The organism is Geobacillus sp. FJAT-46040 (assembly GCF_002335725.1).
GTDB classification, from domain to species: domain Bacteria; phylum Bacillota; class Bacilli; order Bacillales; family Anoxybacillaceae; genus Geobacillus; species Geobacillus thermoleovorans.
Genome location: NZ_NISS01000001.1, coordinates 2,759,730 through 2,775,829, shown reverse-complemented (window position 1 = coordinate 2,775,829; position 16,100 = coordinate 2,759,730). Strand labels below are relative to the sequence as shown.

At 50.2% G+C, this 16,100-nt stretch carries 15 protein-coding genes, 7 tRNA genes, 1 rRNA gene and 1 other annotated feature (1 of these 24 only partly in view); of the genes, 22 read left to right on the top strand and 1 reads right to left on the bottom strand.

Annotation, left to right across the window (positions count from 1 at the left end):
* Nucleotides 1-488: a sequence feature (mutual gap in cmsearch alignment for this rRNA model is longer than 100), on the top strand; it begins 2,084 nt to the left of the window's first position.
* Between the two features lie 158 nt (nucleotides 489-646).
* From rrf to CD000_RS14685, 21 genes are all read left to right on the top strand, one after another.
* Nucleotides 647-763: ribosomal RNA gene (rrf, locus tag CD000_RS14785) — 5S ribosomal RNA — on the top strand.
* Between the two features lie 252 nt (nucleotides 764-1,015).
* A tRNA-Asn gene (locus CD000_RS14780) sits at nucleotides 1,016-1,090 on the top strand.
* 7 nt (nucleotides 1,091-1,097) lie between these two features.
* Nucleotides 1,098-1,173, top strand: a tRNA-Thr gene (locus CD000_RS14775).
* A 10-nt stretch (nucleotides 1,174-1,183) separates the two neighbouring features.
* Nucleotides 1,184-1,255, top strand: a tRNA-Glu gene (locus CD000_RS14770).
* A 114-nt stretch (nucleotides 1,256-1,369) separates the two neighbouring features.
* A tRNA-Gln gene (locus CD000_RS14765) sits at nucleotides 1,370-1,444 on the top strand.
* A 429-nt stretch (nucleotides 1,445-1,873) separates the two neighbouring features.
* Nucleotides 1,874-1,949, top strand: a tRNA-Lys gene (locus CD000_RS14760).
* 4 nt (nucleotides 1,950-1,953) lie between these two features.
* A tRNA-Gly gene (locus tag CD000_RS14755) sits at nucleotides 1,954-2,025 on the top strand.
* Nucleotides 2,026-2,030: 5 nt separating this feature from the next.
* Nucleotides 2,031-2,103, top strand: a tRNA-Ala gene (locus tag CD000_RS14750).
* A gap of 148 nt (nucleotides 2,104-2,251) precedes the next feature.
* Nucleotides 2,252-3,151: an arginase gene (rocF, locus tag CD000_RS14745; protein WP_096225946.1), complete on the top strand. Its 900-nt coding sequence runs from the start codon at nucleotides 2,252-2,254 to the stop codon at nucleotides 3,149-3,151.
* Nucleotides 3,152-3,351: 200 nt separating this feature from the next.
* The gene (gene sigW, locus CD000_RS14740) at nucleotides 3,352-3,915 is read left to right on the top strand and encodes an RNA polymerase sigma factor SigW (RefSeq protein WP_096225945.1); all 564 of its coding nucleotides are present in this window, start codon (nucleotides 3,352-3,354) and stop codon (nucleotides 3,913-3,915) included.
* Nucleotides 3,916-3,929: 14 nt separating this feature from the next.
* Nucleotides 3,930-4,541 (top strand): anti-sigma-W factor RsiW, encoded by a 612-nt coding sequence (rsiW, locus tag CD000_RS14735; RefSeq protein ID WP_096225944.1) that lies wholly within the window; start codon nucleotides 3,930-3,932, stop codon nucleotides 4,539-4,541.
* A 72-nt stretch (nucleotides 4,542-4,613) separates the two neighbouring features.
* Nucleotides 4,614-5,435 carry a diadenylate cyclase CdaA gene (cdaA, locus tag CD000_RS14730; RefSeq protein WP_011229664.1) on the top strand — a complete coding sequence of 274 codons (822 nt, stop codon included), beginning with the start codon at nucleotides 4,614-4,616 and terminating at the stop codon, nucleotides 5,433-5,435.
* On the top strand, nucleotides 5,428-6,666 hold the full coding sequence (locus CD000_RS14725) for a CdaR family protein (protein WP_096225943.1): 1,239 nt from the start codon (nucleotides 5,428-5,430) through the stop codon (nucleotides 6,664-6,666). Before cdaA ends, CD000_RS14725 begins: the two co-directional genes overlap by 8 nt.
* 27 nt (nucleotides 6,667-6,693) lie before the next feature.
* A complete protein-coding gene (gene glmM / locus CD000_RS14720; protein ID WP_096225942.1) occupies nucleotides 6,694-8,043 on the top strand; it encodes a phosphoglucosamine mutase in 1,350 nt (449 codons plus the stop codon).
* A 549-nt stretch (nucleotides 8,044-8,592) separates the two neighbouring features.
* Entirely contained in the window at nucleotides 8,593-10,395 is a 1,803-nt protein-coding gene (gene glmS, locus CD000_RS14715; RefSeq protein WP_096225941.1) for a glutamine--fructose-6-phosphate transaminase (isomerizing), read from the top strand.
* A 379-nt stretch (nucleotides 10,396-10,774) separates the two neighbouring features.
* On the top strand, nucleotides 10,775-11,335 hold the full coding sequence (locus tag CD000_RS14710; protein WP_369806598.1) for an ABC transporter permease subunit: 561 nt from the start codon (nucleotides 10,775-10,777) through the stop codon (nucleotides 11,333-11,335).
* 129 nt (nucleotides 11,336-11,464) lie between these two features.
* Nucleotides 11,465-11,746, top strand: a complete 282-nt coding sequence (locus tag CD000_RS14705) for a hypothetical protein (RefSeq protein WP_023634310.1) — start codon at nucleotides 11,465-11,467, stop codon at nucleotides 11,744-11,746.
* Between the two features lie 26 nt (nucleotides 11,747-11,772).
* Entirely contained in the window at nucleotides 11,773-12,378 is a 606-nt protein-coding gene (locus CD000_RS14700; protein WP_082825787.1) for a kinase, read from the top strand.
* A gap of 520 nt (nucleotides 12,379-12,898) precedes the next feature.
* Nucleotides 12,899-13,378, top strand: coding sequence for a DUF2975 domain-containing protein (locus tag CD000_RS14695; RefSeq protein WP_096225940.1), 480 nt, complete (start codon nucleotides 12,899-12,901; stop codon nucleotides 13,376-13,378).
* A 10-nt stretch (nucleotides 13,379-13,388) separates the two neighbouring features.
* Nucleotides 13,389-13,613 (top strand): helix-turn-helix domain-containing protein, encoded by a 225-nt coding sequence (locus CD000_RS14690; RefSeq protein ID WP_013144000.1) that lies wholly within the window; start codon nucleotides 13,389-13,391, stop codon nucleotides 13,611-13,613.
* A gap of 16 nt (nucleotides 13,614-13,629) precedes the next feature.
* The gene (locus CD000_RS14685; protein WP_021322048.1) at nucleotides 13,630-14,532 is read left to right on the top strand and encodes a DUF817 domain-containing protein; all 903 of its coding nucleotides are present in this window, start codon (nucleotides 13,630-13,632) and stop codon (nucleotides 14,530-14,532) included.
* 64 nt (nucleotides 14,533-14,596) lie between these two features.
* On the opposite strand, the gene CD000_RS14680 is transcribed toward CD000_RS14685, so the two are convergent.
* Nucleotides 14,597-14,920 carry a DinB family protein gene (locus CD000_RS14680; protein ID WP_233130468.1) on the bottom strand — a complete coding sequence of 108 codons (324 nt, stop codon included), beginning with the start codon at nucleotides 14,918-14,920 and terminating at the stop codon, nucleotides 14,597-14,599.
* A 151-nt stretch (nucleotides 14,921-15,071) separates the two neighbouring features.
* Here CD000_RS14680 and CD000_RS14675 point away from each other — a divergent pair.
* The coding region (locus CD000_RS14675) for an RNA-guided endonuclease TnpB family protein (RefSeq protein WP_198962518.1) at nucleotides 15,072-16,100 on the top strand (1,029 nt) is incomplete at its 3' end.

The window sequence follows — 16,100 nt, the reverse complement described above, 5'->3', positions numbered from 1 at the left end:
GGGCCATCGGGCCATCGCTAAAAGCTACCCCGGGGATAACAGGCTGATCTCCCCCAAGAGTCCACATCGACGGGGAGGTTTGGCACCTCGATGTCGGCTCATCGCATCCTGGGGCTGTAGTCGGTCCCAAGGGTTGGGCTGTTCGCCCATTAAAGCGGTACGCGAGCTGGGTTCAGAACGTCGTGAGACAGTTCGGTCCCTATCCGTCGCGGGCGGAGGAAATTTGAGAGGAGCTGTCCTTAGTACGAGAGGACCGGGATGGACGCACCGCTGGTGTACCAGTTGTCCCGCCAGGGGCACCGCTGGGTAGCTATGTGCGGACGGGATAAGCGCTGAAAGCATCTAAGCGTGAAGCCCCCCTCAAGATGAGATTTCCCACCGCGTCAGGCGGGTAAGATCCCTCGAAGATGACGAGGTCGATAGGTCCGAGGTGGAAGCGTGGCGACACGTGGAGCTGACGGATACTAATCGATCGAGGGCTTAACCTAGAAAAGCGGAGGCGAGCCGGAGCTAGACAATGAAAAGTGGAGGCGCCGCGGCTTCTTCCCGAAACGGTTATCTAGTTTTGAAGGAATGAACTTCCTGTTGACAAATAAAGCAGGGTGGATATAATAATTATTGTCTAAAGCAAATCAATCATCCATTGCCTAGTGGTGATAGCGGAGGGGAAACACCCGTTCCCATCCCGAACACGGAAGTTAAGCCCTCCAGCGCCGATGGTAGTTGGGGCCAGCGCCCCTGCAAGAGTAGGTCGCTGCTAGGCAATGTTATTCACTTCGCAATAGCTCAGCGACGAGCTTTAGCATCGTTGAATTTACTTTGAATTTACTTTGAGTTGTCCCGGCGTATCTGACTCCTTATGAATTGGCTGGCAGAGGAAGGGACACTGATTTTTAGCATGTTGGACTTTTATTTCAAATTGCCTCGACGCATCTCGCTTCCTTGAATTAGTTGGCAGAGGAAGAGGCAACAAGCACATTGAGAAGATGTGCATGACATATAGTTTATTCATCATTCCGCAATAGCTCAGCGGTAGAGCAACCGGCTGTTAACCGGTAGGTCGTAGGTTCGAATCCTACTTGCGGAGCCATTTTTATGCTTCCATAGCTCAGTAGGTAGAGCACTTCCATGGTAAGGAAGAGGTCACCGGTTCGAGCCCGGTTGGAAGCTCCATTTATTTTCCGGCCCGTTGGTCAAGTGGTTAAGACACCGCCCTTTCACGGCGGTAACACGGGTTCGAATCCCGTACGGGTCACTCCATTTCGGCCAGTCGTCCTTTCAAGGATGATTGGCCGAAATGAAAAGTGTATACTTCCCTGATTGCTGAGATATAATAGCAATTGAATACAGCGTTTTTTTCTCATCGCGTTGGGCTATAGCCAAGCGGTAAGGCAACGGACTTTGACTCCGTGATGCGCTGGTTCGAATCCAGCTAGCCCAGCCATTATTTTTTTGTACATAAAAATGGTCATGAGCCATTAGCTCAGCAACGAGCGAAGCATCTTCGGATTTGCTTCGAGTTGTCCCGACGCATCCTTCATCTTCGAATATGCTAGCAGAGGAAGGGACATCGTTCACTGTGAGTGTATACTTGACTATGAGCCATTAGCTCAGTAACGAGCGTTGCATCTTCGAGTTTGCTTCGAGTTGCCTCGACGCACTAGGCATCTGTGAAACAGCTGGGAGAGGAAGAGGCAGGTAGAGTGAAACAAAGCTGTAGAGTGTTATCCTAACCATGAGCCATTAGCTCAGTAGGTAGAGCAACGAGCGTTACATCATCGAGTTTGCTACGAGTTGTCCCGACGCATCTGACATCTTCGAATATGCTAGTAGAGGAAGGGACATCGTTCACTGTGAGTGTATACCTAACCATGAGCCATTAGCTCAGTAGGTAGAGCATCTGACTTTTAATCAGAGGGTCGGAGGTTCGAGTCCTCCATGGCTCACCATAGCGCGGAAGTAGTTCAGTGGTAGAACACCACCTTGCCAAGGTGGGGGTCGCGGGTTCGAGTCCCGTCTTCCGCTTGGGCGGGGCCTTAGCTCAGCTGGGAGAGCGCCTGCTTTGCACGCAGGAGGTCATCGGTTCGATCCCGATAGGCTCCATCAAGAGCAGACTGCTTGACAACCACAAGCAGCCTGCTCTTTTTTGTTATATCGGTATAAATATTCAAAATTTTGTCAAGTTGAGTCATCCCCTTTCTTTCCTCTACAATAAAGACGTAACAGGAACCGGAAAGGAGTGGGAGACAGCATGAAGCCAATTTCAATTATCGGGGTTCCGATGGATTTAGGGCAGACACGCCGCGGCGTTGATATGGGGCCGAGCGCAATGCGTTATGCAGGCATCATCGAACGTCTGGAACGTCTTCATTACGATATTGAAGATTTGGGAGATATTCCGATTGGGAAAGCAGAGCGGTTGCACGAGCAAGGAGATTCACGGTTTCGCAATTTGAAAGCGGTTGCGGAGGCGAATGAGAAACTCGCGACGGCGGTTGACCAAGTCGTTCAGCGGGGGCGCTTCCCACTTGTGCTGGGCGGCGACCATAGCATCGCCATTGGCACGATCGCCGGGGTGGCGAAACATTATGAGCGGCTTGGAGTGATCTGGTATGACGCGCACGGCGACGTCAACACCGAGGAAACGTCGCCGTCTGGAAACATTCATGGCATGCCGCTGGCGGCGAGCCTCGGGTTTGGTCATCCGGCGTTGACGCAAATCGGCGGATACAGCCCCAAAATCAAGCCGGAACATGTCGTGTTGATTGGCGTCCGTTCCCTTGATGAAGGGGAGAAGAAGTTTATTCGCGAAAAAGGAATCAAAATTTACACGATGCATGAGGTTGATCGGCTCGGAATGACAAGGGTGATGGAAGAAACGATCACCTATTTAAAAGAACGAACGGATGGCGTTCATTTGTCGCTTGACTTGGATGGCCTTGACCCAAGCGACGCACCGGGAGTCGGAACGCCTGTCATTGGAGGATTGACATACCGCGAAAGCCATTTGGCGATGGAGATGCTGGCCGAAGCACAAATCATCACTTCAGCGGAATTTGTCGAAGTGAACCCGATCTTGGATGAGCGGAACAAAACAGCATCAGTTGCTGTAGCGCTGATGGGGTCGTTGTTTGGTGAAAAACTCATTTAATGCATGTGGGCAAAGAGGGTTGGTTGCGGGATTCACGGATATGATGATGATTTGTTCCCGCTGTTTGTGAAAGAGGGGCTGCCATTTGTTTGGCGTCCCCTCTTTTTCAGTTGTATGATACAATAAATATGTTGCATGAAACTTTTCTTGATCGAGCGCCGTAATATACAGTAAGCCGTGAGGCGGGGGTATTGTATTTTATGGATCTATTTATTAAAAAGAGAATTAAGGCGATCCAAAAAGGGGATCAAAACGCATACGCGGATCTTGTCGATTTGTATAAGGACAAGATTTACCGCCTTTGCTATCGAATGCTTGGCAATCGGCATGAGGCGGAAGATGCGGCGCAGGAGGCGTTCATCCGCGCCTACATCCATATTGATACGTACAATCCAGAAATGAAGTTTTCCACTTGGCTGTACCGGATCGCGACGAACTTGACGATCGATAAATTGCGGAAACGGAAGCCGGACGTGTATTTAGATGAAGAGGTCGGAGGCACGGACGGGTTGACGATGCAGGCTCAGCTTCCTTCCCGCGAAGCATCCCCGGAGGAGGCAGTGGAAAGCCTGGAGCTGCAAGAGACGGTGCAGCGAGCGATTGAGCAGTTGCTAGAAAAGTATCGAAGCGTGATCGTGTTGAAATATATGGAAGATTTGTCCTTGCAAGAAATCAGCGAGATTTTAGGGTTGCCGGTCGGCACGGTGAAAACGCGGCTGCATCGCGGCCGCGAAGCGTTGCGCAGGCAATTGGGTCATTTATAAGAGGGTGGGAGACTATGGAATGTCCGAAAGAAATCGTGTTGCTCATGCACAGCTATTTTGATGGAGATCTCCAGCCAGAAGGAGAGCAGCAGCTGAAAGAACATTTGCGTTCGTGCGCTGCGTGCGCTGCCCATTTTCACGAGCTGAAAAAGACGGTTGCTTTCCTCCAATATGCCGCCCACGTTGCGGCGCCGCCGTCGTTTGCAGCCAAGGTTATGGAGGCGATGCCGAAAGAGAGAAAGACTGCGCGGCTGCGCCGCTTCCTGCATCGCCACCCGCTGCTTACGGCTGCCTCGTTGTTTTTAGCGCTCACTTTAGGCAGCTTAGCTTCTTCATGGGGGAAAAGAGGCGCGTTTTCCGTCTCAGCTGATGAACATGTCATCATCCGCGATCATACTGTCATCGTGCCGAAAGGAGAAACGGTCAAAGGGGATATTGTCGTCCGCAATGGCTCGATTCGGATTGAAGGAACGGTTGATGGGGACGTGACTGTGATCCATGGAAAGAAATATATGGCGTCCGCCGGGCAAGTGACAGGGGAAGTGGAGGAAATTAATCAAGTGTTTGAATGGATTTGGTATAATATTAAAGAAAGGTTCAATCGTGCGCTCCAATCGATTGAATGATGGCAGCCATCGTTCGATGGCTTTTTCCGTGGCCATCAACAGATTGGAATTAGAGATAAAGGAAGTGTGAAGATGTCCTTCGGAGAGCTCCCCATCGTGTCATATTTGTTAAAAGTGGTTGATATCCTTGTCGTTTGGTATGTGATTTACAAGTTGATCATGATGATTCGCGGGACGAAGGCCATTCAGCTGTTAAAAGGCATTTTTTTAATTATTTTGGTTCGTTTCGTGAGCAATTATCTCGGTTTGACAACGCTGCAATGGCTGATGGATCAGGCGATCATTTGGGGATTTCTCGCGATCATCATTATTTTTCAGCCGGAATTGCGGCGCGCCCTCGAGCAGCTTGGCCGTGGACGGCTGTTCACCCGCAATACGGTCAATGAAGATGAAGAGCGGATGCGAATGGTGGAGGCCATTGTAAAAGCGACCGAGTATATGGCGAAGCGACGCATCGGCGCGCTGATTTCCATTGAGCGGGAAACCGGAATGAACGATTATGTCGAAACCGGCATTATGTTAAACGCTCATGTATCGCCTGAACTGCTCATTAATATTTTCATTCCGAACACGCCGCTTCATGATGGGGCGGTCATTATTCAAAAAAACCAAATCGCTGCGGCGGCCTGTTATTTACCATTATCGGAAAGTCCATTTATTTCGAAAGAGCTCGGAACACGCCATCGGGCGGCGCTCGGCATCAGCGAAGTGACTGACAGCGTCACCGTCGTCGTGTCGGAGGAGACGGGAGCGGTATCGTTGACGAAAAACGGCGAGCTGTACCGCGATTTAACGATCGATGAGTTTCGGGAGCTGTTGACCGGCGAACTTGCTCCAGCGACGAAGGCGCCCGCTTCTTCCCGTTGGCAGTGGAGGGGGAAGAAACATGGATAAGTTGATGGACCATCCTTGGTTTATTCGCGTTGTCTCCTTATTGCTGGCGATTATGCTGTATATGTCGGCCAATGTCGGGGCGAAAACCGGTGAAACGCGCGACACGTTTGGCCAGGAAGATACGGAAACGTTGATCGATATTCCGGTGGTCGCTTACTATGATGAAGACAACTTGGTCGTATCTGGCGTCCCGAAATACGTGAACGTTACGCTCCAAGGGCCGGCCAGCATTGTCAAGCCGACGGCTCTGCAGCGAAATTTCGAGGTGTATGTCGATTTAACGGAATTGCCGTTAGGGACATACACGGTGCCGATCAAATACAGGGACATCTCTGACAAGTTGAAAGTGACGATTCAGCCTTCCTCGGCCAAAGTGACGATTCGTGAAAAAGTGTCGAAACGGTTTCCTGTCGGTGTTGAATTTTTCAATCGAAACAAAATGCCGGATGGCTATTCCGTTGGAGAACCGACTGTGAAACCAGATGCCGTGACGATTACCGGGGCGAAGGAACTAATCGACGAGATTGCGTTTGTCAAAGCCATCGTCGACTTAGATGGGGCGACGGAAACGCTGACGAGAGAAGCGCGCGTTCGGGTGTACGATCGACGGGGAAATGAGTTGGATATTGAGCCAGAGCCATCGTCGGTGGAAGTAACCGTGCCGGTGAAAAGCCCGAGCAAGACGGTGCCGGTTCAAGTGCGAACAACTGGGGAGTTGCCGGATGGTGTGCATCTTGTCAGCATCACGCCGGAGCCGGATCGAGTGACGATTTATGGATCGAAGGAAGTGTTGAACCATATTGACAAGCTGGAAGGATTGACAGTTGATTTGGACGACATTACCGACGATGCGACGGTAGAACTTGACGCTCCGCTCCCTGATGGAGCAAAAAACGTCGATCCAGACAAAATCAAGGTGCATATTGATGTGGAAAAAGACGTCACGCAAACGTGGAAAGACGTGCCGATCGCCGTCGTCGGCTTGCCGGATTCATACAAAGCTGAATTTGTCAAACCGCTTGAAGGTAAAATTACGGTCCGCCTTGTCGGTCCGCCTGATATCGTCCGCGGGTTGACAAAAGACGATATTCGTTTGTATGTCGATGTCCGTGGGCTTGACACCGGCGAACATCAAGTTCCCATTCAATGGAACAACCCTGAACAAGTCCAATGGCAGCCGTCGGCGGAAACGGCGATGGTCCATATTAGCGACAAAGCAACTGCACAATAAACTGCATAGTAAGGAGAGAGTGAACGAATGGGCAAATATTTTGGCACTGATGGTGTACGAGGAGTCGCAAATCGTGAATTGACGCCAGAGTTGGCGTTTCAAATCGGCCGCTGCGGCGGATACGTGCTGACCAAAAGCGCTGAGCGCCCGAAAGTATTGATCGGGCGCGACACCCGCATTTCCGGCCATATGCTGGAAGGCGCCCTGGTCGCCGGGCTTTTGTCGATCGGGGTCGAGGTGATGCGCCTTGGCGTCATTTCCACGCCAGGCGTCGCCTATTTGACGAAGGCGCTTGGAGCGCAGGCCGGCATTATGATTTCCGCCTCCCACAACCCGGTGCAAGATAACGGCATTAAATTTTTCGGTCCGGACGGGTTCAAGCTGTCGGATGAGCAGGAAGCGGAAATTGAGGCGCTGATCGACAGCGCGGAGGATATGCTGCCGCGGCCGATCGGGGCTGGGCTTGGGCAAGTAAACGACTATTTTGAAGGCGGACAAAAGTACTTGCAGTATTTAAAACAAACGATCGATGAAGAAGATTTTTCCGGGATGAAAATCGCCCTCGACTGCGCGCACGGGGCGACGTCATCGCTTGCGACGTACTTATTTGCCGATTTGGATGCGGATGTCGTGACAATGGGGGCTTCGCCCAATGGGCTCAACATTAACGAAGGAGTCGGTTCCACCCATCCGGAAGCGTTGGCGGCGTTTGTCAAAGAAAAAGGAGCCGATGTCGGGCTCGCCTTTGACGGCGATGGCGACCGCCTCATCGCCGTGGATGAACGCGGCAACATTGTTGACGGCGATCAAATTATGTACATTTGCGCCAAATATTTAAAAGAAACCGGCCGCCTCAAGCACCAAACTGTCGTCTCGACGGTCATGAGCAACCTTGGGTTTTACAAGGCGCTTGAGGCGCAGGGAATCAAAAGTGTACAAACGGCCGTTGGCGACCGCTATGTCGTCGAGGAAATGAAGAAGAACGGCTATAATCTCGGCGGCGAGCAGTCCGGACATATCATCTTCCTTGACTACAACACGACGGGGGACGGAATGTTGACGGCGCTCCAGCTTGTCAACATCATGAAAATCAAAGGCAAGCCGCTTTCCGAATTGGCGGGGGAAATGAAAAAATACCCGCAGCTGCTTGTGAACGTCCGGGTAAAAGATAAAGAAAAAGCGATGGAAAATGAGCAAGTCAAGAAAGTGATCGCCGAAGTGGAAGCAGAGATGAACGGCAACGGCCGCGTTCTTGTCCGCCCATCGGGGACTGAGCCTCTTGTGCGCATTATGGCGGAGGCCCAAACCGAGGAAGCGTGCCGCGCCTACGTTGAGCGGATCGCGGATGTCGTCCGCCGTGAAATGGGAGTGGAATAACCGACCGCTTGGACAACCACCCTATGCATAGACGGAACGTTCGCTTCCGTTTATGCATAGGTTATTTTATATAAAGGGATGGATAGATGATAGTTGACGCCGCTGGGAATGTCCTGTAATATTAACGTTGTTGCCTTTTCTTGAAAGGAGGCGATGGAAGGGCGAAGAGCGGAACATGGTGAAGTGATGGCTTGCCGCAACCGTAGGCATGGCCAACAAAGCAAAAAGGTGGTTGGTTGTTGCATCGGTTTTGACGAGACAAAAGCGCCTGGACTAAGCGTTGGACGGAAGAACGCTTAGTTGACGAGGAGGAGGTTTATCGAGGTTTTCGGCGGATGCCTCCCGGCTGGAGCGATGACAGCCGCAAGTCCTCTCTTAAAACAAAGGGGTGACCCTTTGCACAAAGGGGAGGATGTCATCGCGCGAAACGAAGAAGGGAGTCTGCCGCCCGTGGATCGGCGAGACCCCGAACATGTTCTTTGACAACTGAACAGGAAAGACGGTTCTCGTTAGCGGCAGCCTCCAAGATGAAAAGGAGGAACATTTGCCATGTGCGGCATTGTTGGCTATATCGGTTATCAAGATGTGAAGGAAATTTTATTGCGCGGATTGGAAAAACTCGAGTATCGCGGCTACGATTCGGCGGGGATCGCCGTGTTGAACGAAAGCGGCGTGCATGTGTTTAAGGAAAAAGGACGGATCGCTGATTTGCGCCGCATCGTCGACCCGAACGTCAACGCGACGGTCGGCATTGGCCATACACGTTGGGCGACACACGGGGCGCCAAGCCGAGTGAACGCCCACCCGCATCAAAGCGCCTCAGGCCGTTTTACGCTTGTGCATAACGGTGTCATTGAAAACTATGAAATGGTCAAGCGCGATTATTTAGCCGATGTTGCGTTTCAAAGCGACACGGACACGGAAGTCATCGTCCAGCTCGTGGAAAAATTCGTCCGTGACGGGCTGACAACGGAAGAAGCGTTCCGAAAAACGCTCTCGCTGTTAAAAGGATCGTACGCCATCGCCATGATCGATGCACAAGACGAAAACACCATCTATGCGGCGAAAAACAAAAGCCCGCTTCTTGTCGGATTGGGTGATGGATTTAACGTCGTGGCGAGCGATGCGATGGCGATGCTCCAAGTGACGAATCAATTCGTCGAACTGATGGATGGGGAACTCGTCATCGTCACGAGCGAGAACGTCACGATTCAAACGCTAAACGGTGAAACAGTCAAACGGAAGCCATTTACGGCTGAGCTCGATGCGAGCGACATTGAAAAAGGGACGTATCCGCATTACATGCTGAAAGAAATTGATGAGCAGCCGTTCGTCATCCGCCGCATCATTCAAAAATACCAAGATGACAACGGTGAATTGGCCATTGACAAAGCGATCATCAATGAGGTGCTGAACGCCGACCGCCTGTACATTGTCGCGTGCGGAACGAGCTACCACGCAGGTCTTGTCGGCAAGCAATTGATCGAGTCGTGGGCGAAAATTCCAGTCGAAGTGCATATTGCCAGCGAATTTTCGTACAACATGCCGCTGTTGTCGGAAAAGCCGCTCTTCATCTTTATCTCGCAAAGCGGCGAAACGGCCGACAGCCGCGCCGTGCTCGTGCAAACGAACAAACTCGGCTATAAAGCGATCACGATCACGAACGTCCCAGGTTCGACGCTGTCGCGGGAAGCCGATTATACTCTCCAGTTGCACGCCGGCCCGGAAATCGCCGTTGCCTCGACAAAGGCCTATACGGCGCAAATTGCTGTGCTTGCGATTTTGGCCGCCGCGGCGGCGAAAGCGAAAGGCTTTGAGCTGGACTTTGACTTGACGAAAGAGCTCGCCATCGTCGCCAATGTGATGGAAATGCTGTGTGATGCGAAAGAAGAAATGGAGAAAATCGCAAGCGACTACTTGACCCTGACGCGCAACTGCTTTTTCATCGGCCGCGCCGTTGACTACTATGTCTGCCTAGAAGGCGCGCTGAAACTGAAGGAGATCTCGTACATCCAAGCGGAAGGGTTCGCCGGCGGCGAGCTGAAACACGGCACGATCGCCTTGATTGAGGACGGCACGCCAGTGATTGCGCTTGCCACTCAGGAGCACGTGAATTTGAGCATTCGCGGCAACGTAAAAGAAGTCGTCGCCCGCGGCGCGAACCCGTGCGTCATCTCGATGCGCGGCCTGGAAGGCGACGGCGACCGCTTTATCATCCCATCCGTCCATCCGGATCTTACGCCGCTTGTCTCCGTCGTGCCGTTGCAGCTGATCGCCTACTATGCCGCCTTGCACCGCGGCTGCGACGTCGACAAACCGCGCAACTTGGCGAAGAGCGTGACGGTGGAGTGAGCGGTTCGTTGGTCGGAAAGGCTGTTGTTAAGTGACAAAAAAAGCCTTATACTCGCGATCGGTATCGAAGCGAAACAAATTCAATTCAGTTTGATTGGCAACGAGGATGGGATTCCAATTAGGGAGAAGGAAATAGGATTGAAGGGAATCGAGAAAGGCACCTAAAGGTGCTTTTCTCGATTTTCTATTTGGAACTAAAAGAGGAGACCTTCATGTCGCCAAACTAGTCATAGAAGAAGGAATCTGCTAAAGCCGGATAAAATCCAAATATAGCGGGAATAAAATTCCCCCTTCAAGATAAGCCCTACTGCAGCCAATTGAGTTTCTAAACTTATTTAGTCATATAAAAACTGCGCCTCCATTGGTTAGTTGTGTCTAACTGCTTCCGCGTCCGCTGCAAAAAATGGTTAAAGGAATCGCGTTTTTTCTTGAGTCGATCCCCGATGTTATTTTTATTTTTTCTACGCAACTGTTTGTCATCTGGGTGTTTAAAAAGACAGATTTGCTTATTGTCAATCCTGTTGCCGGTTTTGACAATGTATACGTGCTGCCGATTGTCATGATTTCCATTTTGCCTTCCATTCTGCTGTTCCAAATGACATTTCTTGCGTTTACGGAGGAAAAAGACAAGCCATACGTCGAATATGCGCTAGCGAAAGGATTGTCAAAAACGGCAGTGCTATGGCGCCATATGTTCCGCAACGCGCTGATCACCGTGTTTTCTAACGTCCAATATTTGTTTTGGTTTATGCTGTCGAACTTGTTAGTGGCGGAATATTTGTTTAATATGCACGGATTGTTCCGGTTTTTGTATGAGCAGCTCCCGCCGGAAGTAGTGGCTATCGGTCTTGCCATGCTGTTTTTGCCGTTTTACATCATTGATGTGGCCGGAAAACGAGTGATTGCTTATTTGACGGGAATCGAGAGGGGGGTAGCGTGATGCGCGCATTCCGCAACGTTTATTTTACGACAGGGTTTATCATCGCGGCCGGTCTATTGCTGGCCAGTTTTTTCTATTCTTATTGGCTGAAAGACATCATTCCGCAGCCGCCGAAGCAGATCTACTGGGTTGGGCCCTCCGGAGAAAGTGGCGCTCTCCCTTTCGAACGAATGGTCCGGCTTGATCGGTCTTTCCTATCGGGAAATGATGCTTGACCAATGGATTGTTGTCGGGCCGTGTGTTGCCTTTATCGTTGCCATTTTTGCCTTCAAATTAATGGGAAAAGGGTTAGAGCAAGTGATCGCTGGAAAAGGAAAACGGAAGCAGCGGAAAAAACAGCGGAGTTCATCGGGAAAAACCGCTTCTTTTCCGCCGCAGCAGGGCGATTTTGAATTTGTACTTTATAGATAGGCTATCCTAAAAATACATGAGGGGGGATGGAGTTGGGTGATCGCATCGACTTCTTATGCAAGACCATTTTGGCGATAAAAACAGCGGGCCGATTGGTCCTCGGGATTGATGGGCTAAGCCGATCGGGCAAAACGACATTAGCCAATCAGCTGAGTCAAACGTTGCGGGAGCAAGGCATCTCCGTGTGCGTTTTTCACATGGATGATCATATTGTCGAGCGAGCCAAACGTTATCATACGGGAAACGAGGAATGGTTTGAATATTATTATTTACAGTGGGATGTGGAGTGGCTAACGCATCAGTTGTTCCGTCAACTCAAAGCATCCCACCAGCTGACCCTCCCGTTTTATGATCATGAGACCGATACGCACTCCAAGCGAACGGTTTATCTCTCTGATTCGGACATGATCATGATTGAAGGTGTTTTTCTGCAAAGGAAAGAATGGAGGCCGTTTTTTGATTTCGTCGTCTATTTGGATTGTCCGCGGGAGATTCGCTTTGCCCGTGAAAACGATCAAGTGAAACAAAACATCCAAAAGTTCATCAACCGGTATTGGAAAGCAGAAGACTATTATTTGGAAACCGAAGAGCCGATTAAACGGGCGGATGTTGTTTTCGATATGACCTCATGATCGGGAATCTTTGGTAGGGTTTGTTCCTTTGCGAGGATGACGATGTTGGAAAAGAAAACATCGAATCGATCATCGATAATTTCATACAATTTGTTGAATAATCAACGAATTGTCTTGATCTAACCATTGAAAGTGCCCTCATTCTTTTATAATGATAGACAGGTGTTGATGAAATTTATGGATTGAAGGAGGGTATCCTATTATGATTTCCGCGAAAGCACTGGCTGTCGATGAAAAACGAGTAATTGGGGGGAGTGCGGTTAAATAGCAGAATCGGGCCTGACGGGCCGAACGGCGGCTTTTTCCGGGATGGAAAGCGAATCGATTGGTAATGGGCGGCGTGGAAGTGAATACGGTGTGCCTGTCGTCTCAATAGGTATGGTCGGGCGTTCCCGTGTGGGGACGTCTTTTCTTTTTGCTGTTTTGCAGAAAAAATTTAATTTAAATCAACAATTATTTATTGATAAACGATAAGACGTTCATTACAATAAAGTCGAAAACGAGTCAGTGAGGTGTTTCGATGAAACGGGAAACGTTGTTTTTGAAGGCGTCTTTAGTGTTGATCGGCCTTCCGGTTTTGGCATTGTGCCTATTTTTGGTGCCTGTGCTTGCGAAGGTGGCTGTCAAGCTGGTGCCAACGTTCCCTTGGATCAAGTATTTTGTTTATCTTGTGTTTGAGGCGTCCGCACTGCCGTTCTACTTCGCTTTGTATCAGGCGTTCCGGTTGTTAGTGTATATTGACCGAAACGACGCGTTTTCCGAGGCGTCGGTGAAAGCGTTAAAGACGATCAAACATTGCGCCGTCGCCATCAGCGGGCTGCATTTGCTTGTCTTGCCGCTGTTTTACTTGTTCGCCGAGAAAGACGACGCTCCGGGTGTCATTTTCGTCGGTCTGATTGTGCCGTTTGCGTCGCTTGTCATCGCTGTGTTCGCCGCGGTTTTGCAAAAGCTGCTGCAGCAGGCGATTGAAATCAAACAAGAAAATGAGTTGACCATTTGAGGTGGATGACATGCCGATTATCGTGAATCTTGATGTCATGTTGGCGAAGCGGAAGATGAGCGTCACCGAGCTGTCGGAGAGAGTCGGGATCACGATGGCGAATTTGTCGATCTTGAAAAACGGGAAGGCGAAGGCGATCCGTTTCTCGACGCTCGAAGCCATTTGCAAGGCGCTCGATTGCCAGCCCGGGGACATTTTGGAGTATCGAAGTGATGAAGGGGAGTCAAATCCGTGAGTAGGGAGGGGGCGGCTTGAAAGGGGAGAAACACGAGGCAGCGGTGAACGAATACCCACCGCTTTGCCTCATGATCGTCCGGGTGCGCCAGTTTTGCAGAAAGTCGCGGCTGATCAAAGCGTTTGTGCAGCTTGTTCGCTTCGGTTGGGCGCAGGTGTTGTCTTGCGTGTTTCCGGTTGTCATTTTTGCCTCATTGGCGCTGACGAAGATCGCTCCGCTTCCGCTATTGCCGCGGTATGATTGGCTGCTTGTTATTTGCCTTCTCATGCAATGGTGGATGGTGCGGTCAGGGATGGAAACGCGGGATGAACTCAAAGTGATCACCTTGTTCCACGTCATTGGACTTGCGCTCGAGCTGTTTAAAGTGCGCATGGGTTCGTGGTCGTATCCGGAAGAGGGGTATACGAAAATCTTTGGCGTGCCCTTGTACAGCGGGTTTATGTATGCGAGCGTCGCCAGCTATCTTTGCCAGGCGTGGCGAAGGCTAAAGGTGGAGTTGGTGCAATGGCCGCCGTTTTGGATGGTCGTTCCTCTCGCTTCGGCGATTTACTTGAATTTTTTCACCCACCATTATTGGGTGGACGTTCGTTGGTGGCTCTCAAGCCTCGTCATGCTTGTCTTTTGGCGGTCATGGGTGACGTATGAGGTCGGGGGAGTCCGCTACCGGATGCCGCTTGTTTTGTCCTTTTTGCTGATCGGGTTTTTCATCTGGATCGCGGAAAACATCGCCACCTTTTTTGGCGCTTGGCAATATCCAAACCAGGTGAAGGCGTGGAGCCTTGTTCATCTTGGGAAGGTGAGTTCGTGGTGTTTGCTTGTTATTGTCAGTTTTCTCATCGTGGCGACGTTAAAGCAAGTGAAAACAATGGCTGTGACAGGGGCAGTGGAGCGTTCACATGAAGATGGAAAATCGTTGTAAGCCGAGCAGGGCGGGGATTTGGCTGGTCGTTGCTCGGCTTTTTCCTTGATGAGCCGCCCGCTCCTCACGGAAGCTGTGCCTTGATTTCTTCCATTTGCGCGAGGTGGCGCTGTTCATGATAGCCGACAAATTCCACCCATTGCTTCAAATTCAGTGGCCCAAAAATTGGATGCGGGAACGATTTGGCTTCCAAGTCAGCCGGGTTGGCTTGCTCCGTGATTTGGCGCAACCGCTGCCGCGATTGATGCAATTTTTCTTCCAGTTCGTGTCGAGTGAAAAAGCGGTCGCTCGGGCGGGCGAAATCAGGCGCCTCCACTTTTTTCGAACGATCAACGGTCAAGTGAATCGGTTTCTCCTCGACCGGTTGGCTCTCGCCATGCTTTAACATCTTTCCGAAAGAAGTCTCCCACTTCTAAACGAAGTGAAAGTGGGAGATGAATTTCGGTTAGGTATAGCCTAAAATTGTCTCTTTTTTGTGTATTACAATATAATCAGTTATAGAAAAAATATATCGAAAATCAAGGTATGAAGTGAGGTGATTGGATATGGCAAACAAGGCATACAAGTTTCGTTTGTACCCAACAAAAGAACAAGAACAACTGCTCGCCAAAACCTTCGGTTGTGTCCGTTTCGTGTATAACAAAATGCTTGAAGAGCGCATACAAATGTTTGAAAAGTTCAAGGACGATCAAGAATCCTTGAAACAGCAAACATGTCCGACCCCTGCCAAGTACAAAAAGGAGTTTCCTTGGCTAAAAGAAGTGGACAGCCTTGCGCTGGCAAACGCCCAATTGAATTTGCAGAAAGCATTTCAACACTTCTTTTCTGGCCGCGCTGGATTTCCCAAGTTCAAAAACCGCAAGGCGAAACAGTCGTACACCACAAATATGGTAAATGGCAACATCAAGCTTTCAGATGGCTATATCAAGCTGCCCAAACTGAAATGGATCAAGCTCAAGCAACATCGGGAGATCCCTGCCCACCATATCATCAAGTCTTGTACGATCACGAAAACCAAAACAGGAAAATACTATATTTCTATTCTCACAGAGTACGAACATCAACCTGCCCCAAAAGAAGTACAAACGGTTGTTGGGCTTGATTTTTCCATGAGTACGTTGTATGTCGATAGCGAGGGTAAGAGAGCCAATTATCCTCGATTCTATCGCAAAGCATTGGAAACATTAGCGAAAGAACAGCGTAAATTGTCTCGTAAAAAGAAAGGCTCGAATCGTTGGCACAAACAGCGTCTGAAAGTAGCGAAGCTGCATGAGAAAATTGCCAACCAGCGCAAGGACTTTCTGCATAAGGAGTCGCACAAATTAGCGAAACGGTATGATTGCGTGGTCATCGAAGACCTCAACATGAAAGGGATGTCACAAGCCCTCCATTTCGGTCAAGGCGTTCATGACAACGGCTGGGGCATGTTCACCACTTTCCTTCAGTACAAGCTGGCCGAACAGGGGAAGAAGCTGATCAAAATCGACAAATGGTTCCCCTCGTCCAAAACGTGTTCGTGTTGCGGTCGAGTCAAGGAGTCTCTATCGCTTTCTGAACGGACATTCCGT

What these genes read in the sequence shown, in the direction of transcription:
- rocF (WP_096225946.1), top strand. Translation starts at nt 2,252, where the DNA reads ATGAAGCCAATTTCAATTATCGGGGTTCCGATGGATTTAGGGCAGACA.
- sigW (WP_096225945.1), top strand. Translation starts at nt 3,352, where the DNA reads ATGGATCTATTTATTAAAAAGAGAATTAAGGCGATCCAAAAAGGGGAT.
- rsiW (WP_096225944.1), top strand. Translation starts at nt 3,930, where the DNA reads ATGGAATGTCCGAAAGAAATCGTGTTGCTCATGCACAGCTATTTTGAT.
- cdaA (WP_011229664.1), top strand. Translation starts at nt 4,614, where the DNA reads ATGTCCTTCGGAGAGCTCCCCATCGTGTCATATTTGTTAAAAGTGGTT.
- CD000_RS14725 (WP_096225943.1), top strand. Translation starts at nt 5,428, where the DNA reads ATGGATAAGTTGATGGACCATCCTTGGTTTATTCGCGTTGTCTCCTTA.
- glmM (WP_096225942.1), top strand. Translation starts at nt 6,694, where the DNA reads ATGGGCAAATATTTTGGCACTGATGGTGTACGAGGAGTCGCAAATCGT.
- glmS (WP_096225941.1), top strand. Translation starts at nt 8,593, where the DNA reads ATGTGCGGCATTGTTGGCTATATCGGTTATCAAGATGTGAAGGAAATT.
- CD000_RS14700 (WP_082825787.1), top strand. Translation starts at nt 11,773, where the DNA reads ATGGAGTTGGGTGATCGCATCGACTTCTTATGCAAGACCATTTTGGCG.
- CD000_RS14695 (WP_096225940.1), top strand. Translation starts at nt 12,899, where the DNA reads ATGAAACGGGAAACGTTGTTTTTGAAGGCGTCTTTAGTGTTGATCGGC.
- CD000_RS14690 (WP_013144000.1), top strand. Translation starts at nt 13,389, where the DNA reads ATGCCGATTATCGTGAATCTTGATGTCATGTTGGCGAAGCGGAAGATG.
- CD000_RS14680 (WP_233130468.1), bottom strand. Translation starts at nt 14,920, where the DNA reads ATGTTAAAGCATGGCGAGAGCCAACCGGTCGAGGAGAAACCGATTCAC.